This window comes from Kribbella sp. NBC_00482 (assembly GCF_036013725.1).
Lineage (GTDB): Bacteria > Actinomycetota > Actinomycetes > Propionibacteriales > Kribbellaceae > Kribbella.
In genome coordinates, this window is the sequence record NZ_CP107881.1 from 6,518,948 (window position 1) to 6,538,419 (window position 19,472).

The window sequence follows — 19,472 nt, forward strand, 5'->3', positions numbered from 1 at the left end:
GTTCTGCCTGCGTGGCGGGTCAGTCCGCCTGGAGTTGCCCGATCAGGTGGGTCACGTCGTGCCCTTCGTCGTACAGCGCGAAGTCGACCGTCTTGCCCGTCTGCTGGTAGCCGAACCCGACCCGGGACGGCAGCAGCAACGGCTTGCGGAAGTCCACGCGGACCGTGAAGGCGTCCGGCAGCGCGCCGGCGCGCTGGATCGACGCGAGCGCGGCAGCCTTGGCCCACATCCCGTGCGCGATCTGGCGCGGGAACCCGAACGCCTGAGCGGTCAGCTTGAAGAGGTGGATCGGGTTCCGGTCGCCGGACGCTGCGGCGTACCGGCGGCCGAGGTTGCCGCGCAGGTCCCACCACGCACTCGGGCTCAGCACGGGATCGGTGAGCAGATCGGCGTGCGCGGCTTCCGTCCCGGCCGTGCGGCTGAGCAGCGTGGTGAGATCGCTCCACACCAGTTCGTGATCGACGAAGACCTCGCTGATCACGTCGAAGACAGTGCCCTTCGGGTGCGGCCGCTCCGCCGTACTGTGCACGCGGATCGCCGGCTCGGCGTGCAGCGGGATCGGCTGCTTCTGCGTGATCGTGTTGGACAGGTGCACGATCCCCATCGGCTTGTACGGGAACGAGGGATCGGACATCAGGTCCAGATGCAGCGGGAACGCCAAGACATGCGGGTACGTCGGAGGCAGCGAGGGCCCCGCCGCGAACCCGGTCACCTCGCGGTACGCGGTCAGGTGATCCTGGTCGATCGCCGACCGGGGCAGCTCGAGCGTCAGCCCGTCCGCGTCAGGCTCGTAGTCGGCCCGTCTGAGCGTGGCCCGAACGGTCCGCGCGTAGAGCGAGCCGAGGCCGGGGGAGTCGTCGTACCGTCGGGTCGGCATCTCAGGCGCCCAGCATGCTCTGGCCGCAGACCCGAACCACGTTCCCGGTCACACCGGCCGACGCCGGATCCGCGAACCAGGCGATCGTCTCGGCCACGTCGATCGGCAGACCGCCCTGCTGCAGCGAGTTGATCCGCCGCCCGACCTCGCGGATCGTGAACGGGATCTTCGCGGTCATCTCGGTCTCGATGAACCCGGGCGCGACCGCGTTGATCCGGATCTGCCGCTCGGCCAGCGCCGGCGCCAGCGCCTGCACGAGACCGATCACGCCGGCCTTCGAGGTCGCGTAGTTCGTTTGGCCGTTGTTGCCCGCGATCCCCGCCATCGACGACACCCCGATGATCGAGCCGCCGTCGCGGAGCGCCCCGGAATCGACCAGATGCTTGGTGATCCGCTCCGGCGCGCGCAGGTTCACGTCGAGTACGGCGTCCCACGCGTCGGTGCGCATGTTCACGAGCCGCCGGTCGCGGGTGATGCCCGCGTTGTGGACGATGATGTCGAGCCCGCCGTGCTGCTCCTGCGCGTGCGCCGCGATCCGCTGCGCCGCGTCGACCGCGGTGACGTCGAGGAGAAGCTCGGTACCGCCGATCTTGGAGATCACCTTGCGCAGTGGGTCCGCGTTCTGCGGTACGTCGACGCCGATGATCGTCGCGCCGTCGCGGGCGAGCGTGTTGGCGATCGAGGCGCCGATACCGCGGGCGGCTCCGGTCACCAGCGCCGTACGGCCTGCTAGCGGGCGGCTCGGGTCGTTGCTCACCAGCGGTCCGGTCCCGATCCGGGCGACCTGGCCGTCGACGTACGCCGACTTGGGGGACAGGAAGAAGCGGAGCGTCGAGTCGAGTTGCTCGTGCGCGTCCGGGGCGACGTACACGAGGTTGACCGTGGCGCCGCGCTTCACCTCCTTGCCGAGGCTTCGCGTGAAGCCCTCGAGGGCACGCTGCGCGATGTGCTGCTCGGGGGAGTTCGCGAGTTCCGGCGTACGGCCGACGACGATGACGCGACCGGCCGGAGCCAGCTGGCGGACCACGGGGGAGAAGAAGCGCTGCAGGCTGGTCAGGTCCGCGGTCGAGGTGGCGCCGGTCGCGTCGAAGACGATCGCCTTCGGCCGGATCGTGCTCGACGCGACGCCTTCGGTCACGGTACTGAACGCGGCGCCGATGTCGCGGAGCAGCGCCTGGACCGCCTTGCCGGCGTCGGTCTCGCCGATCGCGCCGAAGACGACCGGCCCGTCGATCACCGGTGAGCCCTCGGTCCAGCGGGGCAGCGGCGTCGGGTCGGGCAGGCCCAGGTTCTTCACCAGCGTCTTGCCGAGCGGCGTCGTGGTGAAGGTCTGGTAGCGATCCGTCATCTCAGCTCCTACTTCTCGAGGATGGCGACGACACCCTGGCCGCCCGCGGCGCAGATCGAGATCAGCCCGCGACCGCCGCCGTTCTCGTCCAGTTGCTTGGCCAGCGCGGCAACGATCCGCCCGCCGGTCGCCGCGAACGGGTGACCCGCGGCGAGCGAGCTGCCGTTCACGTTCAGCTTGTCCCGGTCGATCTCCCCGAGCGGCGCGTCCAGGCCGAGCCGCTCCTTGCAGAAGATCGGATCCTCCCACGCCTTCAGGGTGGACAGCACCTGCGAGGCGAACGCCTCGTGGATCTCGTAGTAGTCGAAGTCCTGCAGGGTCAGCCCGGCGCGCTGCAGCATCCGAGGTACGGCGTACGCGGGGGCCATCAACAGACCCTCGGCACCCTTCACGTAGTCGACCGCGGCCGTCTGCGAGTGGGTCAGGTACGCGAGCGGCCGCAGACCGTGCTGCTCCGCCCACTCGTCGGTGCTCAGCAGGACGGCCGAGGCGCCGTCGGTCAGCGGGGTCGAGTTCCCGGCGGTCATGGTCGCGGTCTCGCCCTTGCCGTACACGGTCCGGAGCTTGGCCAGCTTCTCGAGCGTGGTGTCCGGGCGCAGGTTCTGGTCCGTCTCGAGGCCCAGGTACGGCGTGATCAGGTCGTTCTGGAAACCACGGTCGTACGACTTCGCGAGGTTGATGTGGGAGTTGTACGCGAGCTCGTCCTGCGCCTCCCGGGTGATGCCCCACTCGAGCGCGGTCAACGCGGCATGGTCGCCCATCGACTTGCCGGTGCGCGGCTCGGCGTTGCGGGGGATCTCCGGTACGACGTCCTTGGGGCGGACGCGGGCGAGGACCTTCAAGCGCTCCGGGTACGTCTTGGCGCGGTTGAGGTCGAGCAGGACGTTGCGCAGGTGGTCGTTGACCGCGAGCGGCGCGTCGGAGGCGGTGTCGACACCCCCCGCGATCCCCGCGTCGATCTGGCCGAGCGCGATCTTGTTGCCGACCAGGATGGCCGCCTCGAGCCCGGTGCCACAGGCCTGCTGGATGTCGTACGCCGGGGTGGTCGGGGCGAGCTTCGACCCGAGAACCACCTCACGCACCATGTTCCAGTCGCGGGCATGCTTGAGAACTGCTCCGGCGACCACCTCACCGACCTCCTGGCCACCGAGGCCTGTGCGGTCGACGAGACCGTTCAGGGCGGCGGTGAGCATGTCGGAGTTGGAGGCGTGCCGGTAGGTCTTGTCCTGCCGGGCAAACGGAATCCGGTTGCCGGCGACCACGGCCACCTTGCGCGGTTCGGTCACGATATGTCTCCTGCTCTAGCGGAGCGGGTCTTCTTGGTTGTCAGGGCTTTCTGTCCCACCGCGGTGGCGAGAGTCGCGGTGATCGCCGTCGACCGGACGGTGCCGACATCGGCATGATGCACCACCGGGTGGCCCGGTTGGCTGCCCGACACGATCAGCCCGACCCTTGCCATGTGCAACGATCCGAGCGTCTGCGTGTAGAGATGGTTCGCCAGGTACGCCGTGTCGACCTCGTCGAACACGCCCGTACGCTGGCCGGCTTTGAGGACCACCGCGATACGGTCCAGCGGCGCGGCCATCGCCGTACCCAACTTGACCATCACCGGCTCGGTGATCTCGCCGAACAACTGCTCGCCGGTCTTTCTGAGCAGACTCATCGCGCAGTCGGTGAAGGCCGGATAGCTGAGGCAGAAGTCGACGAACGTCTCACTCAGCGCCTTGAGCCGGTTGAGCGGCGCCCGTCTGTTGTTGTCTGTTTCTTGCAGGCTTTTGTCCAGCTCGCCGAGGTAGTCGACCAGGGTGAGCGCGAACAGCTCTTCCTTGCCGGCGAAGTGCCGGTAGATGAGGGCCTTGTTGATCCCGACCCGCTTGGCGATATCGTCGATCTGGGCGTCGATCGTGCCGCGCTCGTCGAAGATCTCGCGGGTGGCGCGGATGATGTCCCGCTCGCGGTCGCGCCGACGCTCCGCCGTGGTGCGGCGGCGTCCGATCGCGAGCAGCGCGGAGCTCATGAATCGATCTTAGCCACAGTGGTACCCGTTGGTGCAAACGACAGTTACACTCGTCGGTAACATCTCCGCATTTGTGAGGACCTGATGAGCGACCCTGTTGTGTCCGCAGACGTGATGTCGCTGGCCGGCGAACTCGGCGCCGAGCGCTCGAAGCCGGACTGGAGCACCTTCTCGCTGGCGATCAACGACGACCAGCGCGAGATCCGGGACTGGGCGCACACGTTCGCCGCCGACGTCATCCGGCCCGCCGCGGCCGAATGGGACGAGCGCGAGCAGACGCCCTGGCCGATCATCCAGGAAGCGGCGAAGGTCGGCATCTACGGCCTCGACATGAACATCAACCTGTTCGTCGACCCGACCGGCCTGCTGATGCCGCTCGTCCACGAGGAGTTGTTCTGGGGCGATGCCGGCATCGCGATGTCACTCAAGGGCACCGGCCTCGCGTCGTCCGCGATCTTCTCGAACGGAACGCCTGAGCAGTGGAGCCAGTGGATGGGTCGCTGCTACGGCACGCAGGACGACGTACGCGTGGCCGCGTTCTGCTCGTCCGAGCCCGGTGCGGGGTCTGATGTGTCCGCGATCCGTACGCGCGCGGTCTTCGACGAGCGGACGTCCGAGTGGGTCATCAACGGGCAGAAGGCGTGGGCGACGAACGGCGGTATCGCCGACATCCACGTCGTCGTCGCGACCGTCGACCCGTCGCTCGGCACGAAGGGTCAGGCTGCGTTCGTCGTACCGAAGTCGGAGGTCCGCGGCCTCGAGCAGGGCACGAAACTGCGCAAGCACGGCCTGCGCGCCTCCCACACCGCCGACGTCTTCTTCGACAACGTCCGCATCCCCGCCGAGAACGTCCTGGGCGGCAAAGAAAAACTAGACGCCCGCATCGCCCGGGCTGCCGCCTCTAATGGGACTGCTGGCTCTGGCTCGGCCGGCCGCAACGCCTCGATGGCCACCTTCGAAATGACCCGCCACATCGTCGGCGCCCAAGCCATCGGCATCGCCCGCGCCGCCTACGAGGTAGCCCTCGACTACGCCAAGACCCGCGAACAGTTCGGCCGCCCCATCATCGACAACCAGGGCATCGCCTTCAAACTCGCCGACATGGCCATGGAAATCGACGCCGCCCGCCTCCTGGTCTGGCGTGCCGCCAACATGTCCGCCGCCCTCATGCGCGGCGAAACCCCCGAGTACCGCCACGGCGAAGGCTCCATGGCCAAACTCAAGGCCGGCGAGGTCGCCGTCAAGGTAACCGAAGAAGCCATCCAAATCCTCGGCGGCAACGGCTACACCCGCGAATACCCCGTAGAACGAATGCACCGAGACGCCAAGATCTACACCATCTTCGAAGGCACCTCCGAAATCCAACGTCTGGTGATCGCCCGAGCCATCTCTGGGATGCGCATCCGGTAGGTGTTTGCGCAGGTCACAGGCTGATTCCAGGGTCATCGAGTGACTGGCCGCCGTCGGGTTCCCACTGAGGTCTGGGGGACCGGTCGGCGGCCAGCTCCGTCACAGCTCCGTGAGACTCCATCGAGAAGAGACGGGCCAGGCGCGAGTCGACCGCCTTCCTCGCCCGCTCGTGCGACGACGGCAGCATGTGGGTGTACAGCCGGAGCGTGAACCCTGGGTCGCCGTGCCCCAGGTACTGCGCCAGCTCCTTGATGTTCACGCCGTCCGCCAGGGTGATGCTCGCGTAGTAGTGCCGAAGCGCGTGCATGCCGTTCTCGCGACTAGAGTAGTACTGCCGCCTGCCCCGCGCGTCCTTCGTCGGCTCGGGTATGACGCCAGCGTGGAAGAGCGCCGGCTTCCACACCAGCTCGTCGTACGTCCGCGCCCGGATGTGCTTGTCGTCAGTCCACCGGAACAAGAGGTTGACGGTGTGTGGCTTCCCGTCGATCTTCTCCCACGGCAACGTGTAGGCCCGCGGCTTCGCGGTCTCGATGTAGTCCGCGAGCATCACGGCTACACCTTCTGACATCGGCACGGTCCGCTCGGTGTCGTTCTTGGGCAGCGCGAAGATGAACTCCCTGCCGAGCTTCTTCACCTGTCTCCGGACTCGGATCACCATCTCGTCGAAGTCGACGTCCTCCTCGGCGAGCCCGAACAACTCACCTTGCCGCAGCCCGCACGCAGCACCGATCGACGCGATCGGCCTGTACGGCGCCGGATGCCCTTCCACGATCCGCAGCACAACCTCATCACTCCAGGCAGTGGTCTTCCCGCCCTTCTCCGCCGGCACCTTGACCACTCGCGCCTTCGCCGGATTCCGCTTGATCGCCTCATCATCAACGGCAACCTCCAGCGTCCCGTGCAACACGAGGTACGCCGTACGCGCCGTAGACGACCCGAACCGCGAATCGAGGCCAGCCACCCATGCCGCGATCTCCGAAGGCTTGATCGTCCGCAACTGCCGCCGCCCAAACACGGGTGCAACGTGCAGCCGCAGCGACGACTCGTACTTCAACGCAGTCGCAGGATCCACCACCCGAGAAGCCAGCCACCTCCCGGCAACCTCCTCAAACCGAACCTTCCCAGCCTCCGGATCGATGTACTCCCCACGCTCCCGATCCGTCTCCATCGCAGCCCCATGCCGCTCAGCCGCCGTCTTCGTCCCAAACGCCTTAGACCGCTCCCGCCCCTCCGGATCCACCCACCCCGCCAACCATCGCTTCCCCCGCCCCCACTTAGCAGTCCGAACCCGCCCAACCGTCCCGTCCGCCTGCCTCACCGCCCGAGTCCACTGATCTTTCACGTAGGCCATCGCGCCGCACCTCCATCGTGTCGATGTGCGGCAGTTCAACGTTTGGAGTGTGGAGACAATCGACCGTTGTCCGGGCATCCGGCGATGGTTCGCGAAGACTTAGTCGCGTGCGGCCTTGAGCGCCAGTCGTGTTCAGACCGTCGACCCCTGACCACCGTGCGCCTGCACAGGCCTACCGATCCAGCGGAATGTCCGGGTCGATCCGAGGCCGCTGTTGATCCATAAGAGCCAAACTCACCAAGGTGGGACGAGCGGGGGTCCTCCGTCGACTGATGCGCGGCACTCGTCCGCCAGGTGATATGCGACATTCGAAAACACGGATCGCGGCATGTCCGGACGTTGCGTCCTCCGTTTCAACCCGGAACTGGACCTGCGCCGCTGCGTTAATCGCGGCGGTATGACGCACCTTCGATGGCCCCCATCGCGGGATGCGAGCGCGCTGCGCCGGCGGGGTGTGCTCTCGCGGCTGGCTTGTGCGGCTGGCGGCGTTTCGCTCGCGACTGCGGGGCCAGCGGCACATCGCAAACCTGCACAGATACTGTGACCGCCCTGGCAAGTGCCCTGCTGCATGCGGGCACGGGGTTGAACACTGGGGGGGCGAACGAACTCCGAGCGTCGTTAGTCGGTCGCGGCGGCTGGGCCCGAAAGTGCCCATGGGATGCGGCTGAGGTCGTCGCGCCCGGGTCACTCGCCCCCGCGAACCAACTTCAACCAGGCTGTCACAGCACCTGCGAACCCGATGAGGGTAACGATGAGCCACTGCCAGTTTCGTTTGAGGAACTGCTGACTGCTGTAGCGGGTGTCGATAGCGACCCGTATCTGGCGTTCGAGTACCGGGATTGAGACACGTTCGTCAGACCGGTCTTGGATCGGGATCCGCATAGCTACGCACACTTGGAGTGTCTGGAAGCCGCTCCGCAACGGCAGCACATCGAACTCCCACAACGCCGTCGGACGGAGCAGTTGCTCGGTGCCCGTCGCCCCCTGCAGCGGCGTGACGTCGAATCCGGAGCCTTTGAGCTCGACCGCCATGAACGGAGAGGTCTCTATGTTTTCGATTCGAGGCTGACCTTGTCCGCGCACCATTTGGAGAAGCGCCTCGTCAAGATCCTTGGTTCTGGCGACGGCCACCTCGACTCGTTCGAGGTGGCCCTTGCGCATGCGGTCGGGCGGATTGAAGAGCACGCGGCCTTCAGTCACGAATCGACTCACGGCACTGTTGATCACCTCCTGTAGTGCCAGCCCGGGCCCAGCTGGTACCGTCTCGTCGCCGACCTTGTCCTCGTCGGATTCGTCCACCAGCTCCCACGCGGCTTCGCGGTCCGGACCCGACCCGCCACCGAACTGCGGCGCGATCGCCTCCGTCACGTAAGCCGCCGCGTCGGCAATCAGATAGGCGGCCGCAATGCGGTCCGCGGGATCGGCGGCCCGCAGATGCTCTGCCAGCGCTGGGACCAGGCCAGGAAGCCCGCCGCGCGAGACGATCCAGCCGATCTGAAGGCAGAACGATCGCGGGCCGCCCTCGTCGTCGGCCCTACCGAACCTGACGCTGGCCTCGTCGAACCCGGCGCTCCGCTCGAATTGCCACGACCGGGTCATCACCTCGCGATAGGTGTCGAACAATCCGGCCACATCCGGCCGGAATCGACCCTGTGCCATCCCCACGAGCGTCACGATCGTGTTCGACTCGAGGATCGAGTGGTACCCGTCCCACGCCACCGATGCTCGTTCCATCAGCCGGCTGACGATCACGGGGTGCGACTCCACGCTGCGAACCCTCGCGGCGAGCTCCTCCGTCGTCTCCTCCCATTGCCCCGGCGTCAGCCACGTGGATCCGTCGGAGATCCATGCGTACAGCTCGTCGGCTTCGCGAGCCTCGTTCTGGTCCGGATCGCCTCGCGTCGAGAAGCCGGGGTTTCGCCCGTCGCTCCAACCGGGCCGAAGCGCCGTTCCAACTCGGTGGGAGTAGGACCATGCCAGGTCAGGAAGAACAGTGAGTGCGCTGACCAGATCCGCCGGTATCAGCGCATCCGGCTCGGATAGCCATCGCGCGGTTGGCTCAGGGAGTCGACGCGCTGCCATCACCTCGCGCAGCCTGTAGTCCACGCGTCGGTACCAGTCAGGCCGATGCAGCCCTGCAAGAGGCTCGACGACCGCCCTGAGTTCCGCGTCCTCCCCGGAGAGCGCGAGCGCGAGCGCGAGCCAGAACCGGTCTTCCGATCCAGCGGCGCGCGCGCCGAACTCGGCGCGCACCGCCGCGACCGCACCGGAGATGTCGGTGAGCGCGATCCGGTACAGGTCCGAATCACCGGCCGGGAGGGCTAGGATCGCTGGCACCGTACGCGCGTGCCCCATCTCGCGGACAGCAGCAGCGGCATGCCGGCTCAGCTCCGGATCCGGGGAATCGACGAATTCCGCGACCCGATCGCGCACCGACCTCAGAGGGATCGACGGGGAAGCTTCGATCACCGCCTGACGCTCGGCCGCCGATCCGCCACCGGCCAGCACACGCAGCGCGCACCGGCCCACCACTCGCCAGTCGGGGGCGGGCAGCGGCAGCCGAGACAGTGCCTCGAAGGCCGCAGCACGGACACCGACGGAGCCGTCGGCGAGGCCGGTCGCCACGATGCCGATATCGGCCGGATCGAGCACCTCGGACTGCGCCACGGCTCACCCCCTCCGCTCACGCCTACCACTCGTGACCACGGCATACAGCCTAGAAGGAGATCCTACGGGCTGCGCGTCGCGCCCTGATCGAGGCTGTCCTGGCGGCCAAGGACGAGCCTCGCGGCACCCTGGACGCCGGCAGGCTGCAGGTCTGTCTTGAGTCAAGAAGGTGGCAGGACATGATCTTGCCGTTGGTCGGGGGCCAGTGGCGTGAACGCTCTTTATGCGGCATGTCCGGATGTTCGGGCCGGGACCGAGTCGTGCACCATGGGACGCACGGACAGGGAAGCTGGCAACTCGTGGACGCTGGATGAGCTTCGCGGAGAGTTGGAGCGCTACAGCAGCCTGATCAACGCTGCCGATCTGGCGCCCAGCAGCAAGACGACGTATCTGGTCCACGCAGACCGCTTCGTCAGATGGCTTGCCGGGGAAGTCGAAATCGCCCCGGGAAAGCGCCCAAGCGCGTAGCCACCGCAACACCTGTCGGCTGCATGAGCGGATGCTGCCGCGCGCATCTGTTGCTCTCAGTGCCCGGCCTCCCCGAGCCTCCGGCACCGACCACCTAGGCTTGGGCCAAGGAGGAGTTGGGGACATGGCAGAGCGAGTTGGTCCGCCGCACCTGGCTGACGCTACCGATCTGGAGCGTTGGGCCGACCAGCGGTCTGCGCAGGCCGACCTTCCGCGGCTTGTCCGCCGGCTCATTCGACATGAGAACGATCAGGTCCAACGCGTGGAGATGCCAGGCGGGGAAGGTATTGGGCTGCCGGGCTATGACGGCGTAGTCGAGGCGACCAGAGCCACCTCCTTCGTGCCAGATGGCTTGAGCGTCTGGGAGATGGGGACGAGCGAGGACCCGGCCGGGAAGGCAACGGACGACTACAAGACCCGCACCGCTGACCCACTCGGGCTCGACATGGCCACGACCACGTTCGTGTTCGTGACCCCGCGGCGCTGGCGAAAGAAGAAGGACTGGGAGCAGAAGCGGCGCGCAGAAGGCAAGTGGCGCGACGTACGGGCGCTCGATGCCGATGACATCGAGCAGGCGCTCGAAGAGTGCGTGCAGGACCGTATCTGGCTGTCTGAACTCCTCGACATGCCGGCCCTCGGCGTGGCGACGATCGAGGAGTGGTGGCGCCGGTTCTCCAACGGCTTCGATCCAACGTTGACGGCGGGTGTCGTGCTTGCGGGTCGCGAAGACCATGCTGCGGCACTGCTTCGGCGTCTTTCGGTGGACGTGGGCCGGACATTCATCAAGGCCGCCAGTGTTGACGACGGGCTGGCGTTCGCGGCGTGCTCGATGATGGCGCAGGGTGCTGAGGCATCGGAGCTGATGCTGTCCCGGTCGCTCCTTGTCCACGATGGCATTACGCTCCGGCGGCTGGACAGCACGTCGAGTCTGCTCATCCTGCTCCCCTACGAAGAGCACTTGCAGCGGGATGCGCAACTCGTCGAGAACCACCACGTCGTCTTCGTTGTTACCGACGGCGACGCTGACATCGAACTGCCGCCGCTCGACCACCTGGCACTTGAGGCGGCACTCCGTGAAGCGGGCGTTCCCGAGGCCGACCTCTCCCGGTACGTGCGCGCTGGCAACAAGAGCCTGCTCGCCCTTCAGCGGGTTGCCACGAGGTTCGGACAGCCCGATCCCGACCAGTGGTCCCAGGACCTCTCCGAACGAGTCGTACGTCGAGCGTGGCTGGCCGGCGCCTGGAACCAACTGCGAAGCGGCGACGTCGAGGTGCTCGAAGGCATCACCGGGACCGCGCAGGACGACATCGATGAGCGACTGCACAGCGCGGTCCGTCAACCCGACCCGCTGTTCACCCGCGTCGGTGCAGCTTGGGCCGTGGCAGCTGCCGAAGATTCATGGCGCACCGCGAGACACACGATCAGGGACGCGGACCTGGAAGCGCTTGAGCGAGCTGTCCAGAACGTGCTTGGCGCAGTTGACCCGCGTTTGGACCTTCCACCAGACGAGCGCTGGAGCGCGGCGATCTATGGCAAGGTGCGGGTCCACTCAAGCGACCTGCGCAAGGGCCTCGGCCGAACCATCGCACTGTTGGGAGTTCGTGGCGACGAGGTGCGACTCTCGGGAGGCCGATCCGCTCACCAATGGGCTGAACGCGTCGTCTGGAGACTCCTCAGGCGCGCCAACGAAGACCCTTCCGCGCAACTGTGGGCATCACTCGAAGACGTGTTGCCTCTTCTGGCAGAGGCGGCACCGGACATGTTTCTCCGCGCCGTCGCCGAAGCCGCGAACGGCCAGCAGCCGCTCGTTCGCGAACTGTTTCAGGACGAGGACGATGCTTGGCATGCCAGCAGCCCCCACACCGGGTTGTTGTGGGCTTTGGAGTGCGTCGCCTGGTCAGGGCGACACCTCGGCTTCGCTGCCGAGCTGCTTGCCAACTTGGCTGAGATCGATCCCGGCGGCAAGCTGAGCAATCGCCCCGCAGCGAGCCTTCGCGACATATTCCGCCCCTGGCTGCCACAGACCTCGGCTCCTGCCGAGACCCGTGTCATGACCCTGGACGCCCTATTGCAGCGGCACAGCGAGGTGACGTGGGACCTCCTGATCGCCCTGCTGCCCGAGCATTCGGCAGTCGGCACGCATACTTACAAGCCGCTGTTTCGTGAGTGGGCGAGCGAGGGTGAGCGGACCGTCACATACGGCGAATTCTTCAGCATGGTCGACGCGGTTGCGGAACGGATCGTGCACGTCGCGACCAAAGAGCAGGCTCGATGGATCGACGTCATTCCAGAATTCGACCGACTTCCGGAAGTATGGCGGCGCGAGTCAATAGCGGCGCTCGAAGCCCTGGACCGTGACGACCTGGACAGCGAGGCGTTGGTCGCGCTCTGGAACGCAATCGAGGACTTCGTGCGCAAGCATCGGCAGTACCCCGACGCGGACTGGTCGCTCTCAGAAGAATGGCTGACGCCGCTCGCGGCTGTAGGCGAACGCCTAAGGCCTCCACTCGCCACTGAACTGCACCGCTGGCTCTTTGACAGTTGGCATCCAGACATTGGCGTCTCGGTGCGTGACGACTTCGCCACTTTCGAGGCTGAATTGCAGCGCGCCCGGGAAGACGCGATCGTCCAGATCCTGAGCGAACAAGGTTTCGGTGCGTCGGCGGAGTTGGCGACCACAGTCCAGCTTCCCTGGGCGGTGGGTTCCGCCCTGGCGTCGGTCAACGACGAGCACGACTACGAGGCTCTCTCACTGCTGGACAGCGAAGACGGACAACTGGTCCAGTTCGCGGAGGGATTCGCGCGCGCTCGTGGCGGAGGCGCCGTCACGGCCGTCCGGCCATGGGTAGAGCGCTTCGTAGGTCGTCCCCTTGTGCAGGCGCGCCTGCTTCAGACCGTCGCTGACGTCACCGACGCATGGGAGCTGATCCCGGAACTTGGCACCGATGTGGATGAGGCTTATTGGGCCGAGTTCGTTCCACATGGGCGTGGCGCCGAGTTCCCGCATGCCAGTGAGGTGGCAAGGCAACTCCTGCGCCACCGCCGTGCAGCTATGGCGATCGACGCGTTGAGCCTGTACGCCGAGCGCCTTGGCGACGGCGTAGACGTCGTCCGTGACGCGCTGACTCAACTCGGAACTGTGGAGGACCCCGAGATTGGCCGCGTTTCGGAGCATGACCTCACGAGACTGCTGGACTACTTGCGCTCGCGCGGCGTTGACGAGACCGAGGTAGCGCGCCTCGAGTGGAAGTTCCTCCCGGCTCTGCGCTACGAATCCCGCGCTCCGTCACTGCAGCGCCTTCTCGCCCGTGACCCGACGACGTTCGTCCAGCTCATAGAGCTAGCTTTCAAGCCTGCGAGTTCAGAAGCTCGCGCCGAACCGCGCGACGTAGACCCGAATCTGGCGTCCAACGCGTACAGGCTGCTGCGAGAGTGGCGGGTCGTGCCTGGCACCAGGGAAGACGGGAGCGTGGACGCTGCCGCTCTTCAAGGGTGGCTTGACGAGGTCCGCGCCCTCCTAACGCAGTCGGATCGCCTCGAAATCGGAGAGTTGCACGTCGGGGAGGTGCTCGCACATGCCCCCACCGATCCGGACGGAACCTTCCCAGCTCGGGCGGTGCGAGAGGTACTTGAAACCGCGCCGAACGACCGGCTCGAACGAGGCTTCACGGTCGGCTTGTTCAACAAGCGAGGCGTCACAAGGCGAGGTATGACCGAAGGCGGCAAGCAGGAATATGACCTCGCGAAGAGGTACGAGGGCTGGGCCGAAGCCGTCCAGGCCATGCATCCGCGAACTGCCGCCGCACTGCGGTCGGTTGCGGAGTCGTACCGGGAGGAAGGGCGCCGGAACGACGAGGAGGCGAAACGGTTCCTAGAAGGGCTGGATCACTAGCGCTGTCCTCAATTGGCGTGCTCTGTGCCCGTACCTAGTCCGAGGCGCCATGCCGTACCGGTGCCGGCGAGCGGGGGATACCCCAGCGCTGTTTTGGATGCGCGCACATCGGCAGTTCCGAGCTTTCACTCTCCGCGGCATGTCCGGACGTTGCGTCCGGCTTCAACCGCACGGGGCGGCGCCGCTCCGTCAATCGCGGCGGTGTGACACAGTCGGCTGGGTCCTGAAAGTCTTCGCTTCGATCCGCACGGGCTGTCGACGTTGGCCGGCATGATGTTGATCACGCGGGGCAACCAGCGGAGGGGCGATGTCGGACGACCTAAACATCAGCGACATGGCAGCGATCGGGGGGAGACTCGGTCCGCTTTACGATGACCTGTGCCAGACGATGCTCGACGTCGACACGGCGCCCCTTTTTTTGTTCTCGAAGGGGAGTCCAAGACTCGTTGAGGTCCGTGACAAAGCCGTGACGGTCCTCGACCGGTGGGCCGTCGAGGAGCCGAACGTCGTCGCAAGCATCTACGAACTCCTCATGGACGTGCTCCAGAAGCCCTCGGTATCTGAGTCACTGTTAGAGGCAGTCACGTGGGCAACGCACTCCAAACTATCGATCGATCTATTCGACAACCCGAGTCCTGATTCCAGAGTGTTCGCGGCCGCCCCCAACCTCATCCCCTTGCTCGACGAGAGCGGACTCGTCACCGTCACCGACTTAGATGCCCGTCCATGGGGTCTTCACACTGGCAACTATGCCTTCCAGTACCACCAACTCCTTCGACGCGGATTCGGCTCCAACATTCACTACGAACTCATCGGCACAGTCCTCCGCCTCGCCAAGCAGCATGACCTCATCGCCCGGTTCGCACTCGACGACCGCCGCCTCCGCTACAAGGACGAGTACGAAGAGTGGGAAGAGAGAGACTTCTGGTACGGCCGCAGTCTTGTCGCTGAGGATCTCGACAACCTCTCGGCTGTGGGGGAGACGTTCCACGGCGACCCGGACGGAGGAACTTCTTGGCTACACCCTTACGCGGGCCTTTCTGTCCGTTGGACCGCTGACGGACCTCTGAAGGGTGTTGAGATCGAAGAGTTCATGCCGCCGCCCAAGCCTGGCGCTGAATGGGTTTTTGCCAGGTACCTGCACGCAATCCGTGACACCGAGAGGAAGGCTTTCGTACATTGCGACGGCGCAGTCAAGGCATTTGCCGCCGCCCAGTACCCGATGTCACAGCAGGGCTTCCGCACCCGCGGTAAGGGGGACCGCTACCGCAAGCTGTTCCGCATCGACGGACAGTTCCCAACCGCCGTTTGGTCCGAGCTCGCATGTTCCTGGTTTCGTGGCAACAAACTCATCCTCGAGTACTTCGAGACCGCGACCTGAGTCCGGATCATTCTGGGCACAGAACTTCACTCGCTGTACGGTCGCCACAGGGCAGCTCCATCGCACGCGGGCAACGCTCTGTCATCCGCAGATCCGTGCGTTCGCCGGGTCCTTCAGGGGCGCCAGGCTTCTGGGCTGTTGCGGATCAGTTGGCGGACCGGTGTCGCGGATCTATTGTCGGATCACTGGGACTAGCGGGGAGGCAGCGTACCGTCGTTCCGGAAGGAGCCGAGTCCATGAGTGATAGCGACGCGGGCTCGCACGCGGAGGCGGGTGCCAAGGTTCCGAAGGACCCTGAAGGCCCGGTCCTGGGGGAAGTTCAGCCAACGCCCGAAGACGAAGCGGCTCAAGCAGTGATGGAGTGGGTCACCGAGAATCCCGACATCGACGCGGGCAGCGTTCGCATTCTCGCTGACCACAAGACCGTCGTGGTCTATTGGAAAGGCGATCCTCCGGCTGAGCTGCAGCAAGTCGTGGCGAGTCAGCCAGTGCCGGTGGCCATCCGCCAGGCGATCTACAGCAGGGCCGAGCTTGTGGCCGCCGCCAGATCGCTGATGGATGCCAACAGAGGCGTCATCAGCTCGGCTGGGCCGAACCATGACTTCTCCGGCGTGGGGATCACGCTCAGCTCCAAGGCGCCACAGACAGCGCTGGCAGCTGTACGGGCCCAAAGCGCAGTACCGATCGAGTTCCACGGGGTTCTGGACATTACGTACGGCCGCCCATCGTCGCGGACCTTCGATTAGTGGGTCGAATCGGCAGGTTGCGCGTCTGTTCGGTGATCACCAAGTCAGCTCGCGTCTCATGCCGGTCGATCGCTTTCCGCTGAAACAGGATCATCCGAACGGTTGGCCGCGAGTCTGTGCGCTCGACCGTGCGCCGCGCTGCGTCCGCTCAGGCGCAGGGGGCGCCGAGCGGACGCAGCTTCGGGGCGGGAACGCCACCCGACTCAGTGAGGTGGATCGGGCAGCGCTCCCGGTGGAGCGGCGGAACGGACGCGGGGTGCAGGGGACTTGAGGAGAACAAGGGATGTCCCCTCAGCACGTCCGCTCCGCCGGCTTGGTGGCAATCAGGACCTCGTGGGTGCAGCGGCGGAGGTGGTCTCTGATCTGCGTGGGGTGCCCGAGTACGGCGAGGTGGTGCAGGGTTGGAACGACGAGCGGCTGCCCGTCGGACTCCAGGAGCGATTCGAGAAGGTCGAGGGCCGCGCTGGGAGGCCCGGGTTCCTCGACGTACACCTTGGTGAGCTGGAGCCCGTGCTCGGTCGCGAACGCCTTCAGCTGTCGACGGATCGCGAGGAGCTCGCCGGTGTTGCGCACGAAGGCCATCGAGATGAACCCGAGGGCTGGGGTAGTCGGCATATGCACCACTCGTCCTGACGGTCGCGGTGCCTAGCCGCCGACCACGATCGTGATGCCATTCGACTCAAGGCGCTGTTTCACCGACGACGGGTCGCCCGCGACCGCGAGGTGCTGGACGTCGGGCGTGATGATCATTCGCTGTGCTTCCTGCATCACGATCGCGAGTAGATCGTGGAACGCCTCGGGCGATGTCTCGATCTCCTCGACGTGAATCGCTACCAGTTGAACGCCACGACTCTGAGCAGCGTCCACGACGAGTTTCCGAGCGCCGGCCAGCTCCGAATCGTTCATGAGGAAGTGCTTCCGGATGTAGCCGTACGCCCGCATGGCGTTGCCCCGCTCGTGGTGATCTGTACCTGAAAGAGTGCTGGTCATCTGTCCTGCCGCCATGTCATTCGTTACGGCCGGACGAGTCTCGGAGGAGAGAGGTGACCATTGCGATCGTCAGCCCCGCGGTCAGGCAGATCACGATGAACAGCGGCGTCGTCATGGTGGGCGTCCTTTGTCAGTGGATGTAACACTCTGTGTCCCGGCACGGCTGGAGCCAGACACAAATCGGAGCCCGCACCTGCCAATCCCAGGGCGAGGTCTCGGAGATCCTCAACGGCCGCCAGGTCAAGGCGTACGACGTCCTTGAACGCATCGCCGACGCATTCGAGATTCCGCGCGGACGGATGGGACTCGCATACAGCTCACCTGGCCAAGGGGAGAGCTACAAGTCGAGCGAGCTGACCAGCGACGATCGCCGCAACTTCGCTGGCGCGGTTGCGAGCGTCGCGTTCGGTTCAGTCAATGACCAGGCACGGAAGTGGCTACCCGAGTTGCCGAACAGCGTGGCCGCAGTACCGGCCGTCATCAACGAATCGGACGTCGAACAAGTAGCGTCGATGACCCTGGAGTTCCGCAAACTAGATCAGCGTTACGGCGGGGGAGCAGCGGTTGACGCGGCCCGTGGTTTCTATGGCTACGCACGGCGGATGATCCACTCGACCGCGGACCAACGCACCCACCGAGACCTCAAGGTGTCACTAGCGGACTTCAGCAGCATGCTCGGTTGGTCGTTCCACGACATCGGCGATCAAGCAGCAGCCCGACGCTTCCTCATGAACGCTCTCGTCCTCGCCAAAGATGCCGACGAACCCTCGCTCGCAGCTTCGATCCTGTACCGGCTCGGTCGGGTCAGCATGCAAGAAGCCCAACCAGTCGAGGCACTGAAGATGCTCCAGCTTGGCCAGCTCGCGGCACAGGACGCGGGCGATCCAGCCGAGGTCGCAAGACTGCACGCCAACGAAGCGCTCGCCTACGCGATGCTCGGCAAGCACGATCACGTCCTCGACGCACTCGCTCGTGCGGAACACGAGATGGGCCGTGCCGACAAGAGTCGAGTATCTCCATGGACAACGCTGTATTTCACGCCAGGCGACTACACCGGGCATCAGGCGCTGGTGTACAACTCGCTGTCGGGCTACGCAAAGGACGAGGCACAGGCCCGCGAGTACGCCGTGCGCGCCGTCGAATTCGCGCAACTGGCAATCACCGAGTCCGGCCCGGACAGATCGCGCCGAAGCCGAACCTTCGACCGGATCATCCTGTCGACGAACCTGCTGCGTACGAACGAACTCCACGTCGGTGTCGACGTAGGTCGCGATGTCATCAACGAAGCCCAGGTCCTCCGCAGTGGTCGTGGCCTGAGCCGCCTCGCGGAGATCGGCGCCGCAGCTTCACACCATTCCGGCAACTCCGACGCCGTGGACTTGCTCCACCAGTTCGAATCCCTCCGCACAACCGCGCCGAAGGCCCTCACCGCATGACGAACCTGTCCCCAGAGCTCGACCAGCGGCTCAAGCACGCCCTCAAGGGAATCTGCCAAGAAGCAGGCCTTCTCCCGGACGAAGCCGAACTCATCAAGTACACGAATAACGCCGTGTACCGACTTCCCAGCCAAGGCGTCGTCGTCAGGTTCGGCGCAGGCGACCTCGCCAGCCAACGCGCCGACCACGTCGCACGAATCGCCACCTGGCTCGAGCAGCATGATGCGCCGGCCGTCAGGCTTGCTCCAGATCTGAGCCAGCCTGTCCTGTTCGAGAACTACTCGGCCACCATCTGGCAGTTGCTTGAAGGCAGCAATCCCGCGTGGACTGGCGCGGCGCTGGCGGCACCATTACTTGGCTGGCACAAACTCGAACCGATGCCGAACCTCAAGCCCTGGGATCCCTTCAGTCGTGCGCGCAGCCGTCTCGCCATGGCCGACGGCCTAACCGCTGACGATCACGGCTGGCTCACTGAACAGTGGGCCAAGACCGAAGCCGACTACCGAGACCTCACTCCCGACCTCCGGATGGGCCTACTCCACGGAGACGCCTACATGGGCAACCTCCTGAAGGAGCCGACCGGTCGCTTTGTCCTTTGCGACTTCGACGGCACCAGCATCGGCCCGCTCGCCTACGACCTAGTCGTAGCCGCCGTCAGCGCCCTCCGCTTTGGCGCCACCCAGGACCACGAGGCGCTAGCCACCGCCTACGGCCGAGACGTGACGACCCTCCCTTCCTGGCCGACGCTCCGCCGCATCAGAGAACTAGTCCTCGTCACCAGCGTCATCACTGACCTCCGCAACCGCCCAGACATCGCCAAGGTCCACGCGCATCGACTGGCCACTCTAAGATCGGGCGCCAACGAACTTTGGCGCCGCTACAAGTAGAT

At 65.7% G+C, this 19,472-nt stretch carries 14 protein-coding genes; 6 read left to right on the forward strand and 8 right to left on the reverse strand.

The window, feature by feature from the left end; all coding sequences use genetic code 11:
- Positions 1–19 precede the first annotated feature (19 nt).
- The 4 genes from OHB24_RS31680 to OHB24_RS31695 are packed head-to-tail and all read right to left on the reverse strand — an operon-like array spanning position 20 to position 4,242.
- Positions 20–877 carry a MaoC/PaaZ C-terminal domain-containing protein gene (locus tag OHB24_RS31680; protein ID WP_327634527.1) on the reverse strand — a complete coding sequence of 286 codons (858 nt, stop codon included), beginning with the start codon at positions 875–877 and terminating at the stop codon, positions 20–22.
- Between the two features lies 1 nt (position 878).
- The gene (locus OHB24_RS31685; protein ID WP_327634528.1) at positions 879–2,225 is read right to left on the reverse strand and encodes a 3-oxoacyl-ACP reductase; all 1,347 of its coding nucleotides are present in this window, start codon (positions 2,223–2,225) and stop codon (positions 879–881) included.
- 8 nt (positions 2,226–2,233) lie between these two features.
- The gene (locus OHB24_RS31690; protein WP_327634529.1) at positions 2,234–3,511 is read right to left on the reverse strand and encodes an acetyl-CoA C-acetyltransferase; all 1,278 of its coding nucleotides are present in this window, start codon (positions 3,509–3,511) and stop codon (positions 2,234–2,236) included.
- Entirely contained in the window at positions 3,508–4,242 is a 735-nt protein-coding gene (locus OHB24_RS31695) for a TetR/AcrR family transcriptional regulator (RefSeq protein ID WP_327634530.1), read from the reverse strand. Before OHB24_RS31695 ends, OHB24_RS31690 begins: the two co-directional genes overlap by 4 nt.
- Before the next feature lie 84 nt (positions 4,243–4,326).
- Here OHB24_RS31695 and OHB24_RS31700 point away from each other — a divergent pair, with 84 nt between their 5' ends.
- Complete coding sequence (locus OHB24_RS31700) at positions 4,327–5,652, forward strand: acyl-CoA dehydrogenase family protein (protein ID WP_327634531.1); 1,326 nt, start codon at positions 4,327–4,329, stop codon at positions 5,650–5,652.
- Between the two features lie 13 nt (positions 5,653–5,665).
- Here OHB24_RS31700 and OHB24_RS31705 read toward each other — a convergent pair whose 3' ends face one another.
- On the reverse strand, positions 5,666–7,081 hold the full coding sequence (locus OHB24_RS31705) for a tyrosine-type recombinase/integrase (protein ID WP_442913930.1): 1,416 nt from the start codon (positions 7,079–7,081) through the stop codon (positions 5,666–5,668).
- 606 nt (positions 7,082–7,687) lie between these two features.
- Complete coding sequence (locus OHB24_RS31710; protein ID WP_327634533.1) at positions 7,688–9,670, reverse strand: hypothetical protein; 1,983 nt, start codon at positions 9,668–9,670, stop codon at positions 7,688–7,690.
- 592 nt (positions 9,671–10,262) lie between these two features.
- On the opposite strand from OHB24_RS31710, the gene OHB24_RS31715 reads away from it, so the two are divergent.
- The 3 genes from OHB24_RS31715 to OHB24_RS31725 all read left to right on the forward strand — a co-directional run bounded on the left by OHB24_RS31715 (position 10,263) and on the right by OHB24_RS31725 (position 16,157).
- Positions 10,263–14,030, forward strand: a complete 3,768-nt coding sequence (locus OHB24_RS31715) for a hypothetical protein (protein ID WP_327634534.1) — start codon at positions 10,263–10,265, stop codon at positions 14,028–14,030.
- 307 nt (positions 14,031–14,337) lie between these two features.
- Entirely contained in the window at positions 14,338–15,411 is a 1,074-nt protein-coding gene (locus OHB24_RS31720) for a hypothetical protein (protein WP_327634535.1), read from the forward strand.
- A 236-nt stretch (positions 15,412–15,647) separates the two neighbouring features.
- Positions 15,648–16,157, forward strand: a complete 510-nt coding sequence (locus OHB24_RS31725; RefSeq protein WP_327634536.1) for a hypothetical protein — start codon at positions 15,648–15,650, stop codon at positions 16,155–16,157.
- Positions 16,158–16,448: 291 nt separating this feature from the next.
- Here OHB24_RS31725 and OHB24_RS31730 read toward each other — a convergent pair whose 3' ends face one another.
- The gene (locus OHB24_RS31730; protein WP_327634537.1) at positions 16,449–16,772 is read right to left on the reverse strand and encodes a hypothetical protein; all 324 of its coding nucleotides are present in this window, start codon (positions 16,770–16,772) and stop codon (positions 16,449–16,451) included.
- Between the two features lie 30 nt (positions 16,773–16,802).
- Positions 16,803–17,147: a hypothetical protein gene (locus tag OHB24_RS31735; protein WP_327634538.1), complete on the reverse strand. Its 345-nt coding sequence runs from the start codon at positions 17,145–17,147 to the stop codon at positions 16,803–16,805.
- A gap of 149 nt (positions 17,148–17,296) precedes the next feature.
- Here OHB24_RS31735 and OHB24_RS31740 point away from each other — a divergent pair, with 149 nt between their 5' ends.
- Together OHB24_RS31740 and OHB24_RS31745 are read left to right on the forward strand one after the other, a co-directional pair.
- Positions 17,297–18,583 carry a helix-turn-helix domain-containing protein gene (locus OHB24_RS31740; RefSeq protein WP_327634539.1) on the forward strand — a complete coding sequence of 429 codons (1,287 nt, stop codon included), beginning with the start codon at positions 17,297–17,299 and terminating at the stop codon, positions 18,581–18,583.
- Complete coding sequence (locus OHB24_RS31745) at positions 18,580–19,470, forward strand: phosphotransferase enzyme family protein (protein WP_327634540.1); 891 nt, start codon at positions 18,580–18,582, stop codon at positions 19,468–19,470. Before OHB24_RS31740 ends, OHB24_RS31745 begins: the two co-directional genes overlap by 4 nt.
- Positions 19,471–19,472 lie beyond the last annotated feature (2 nt).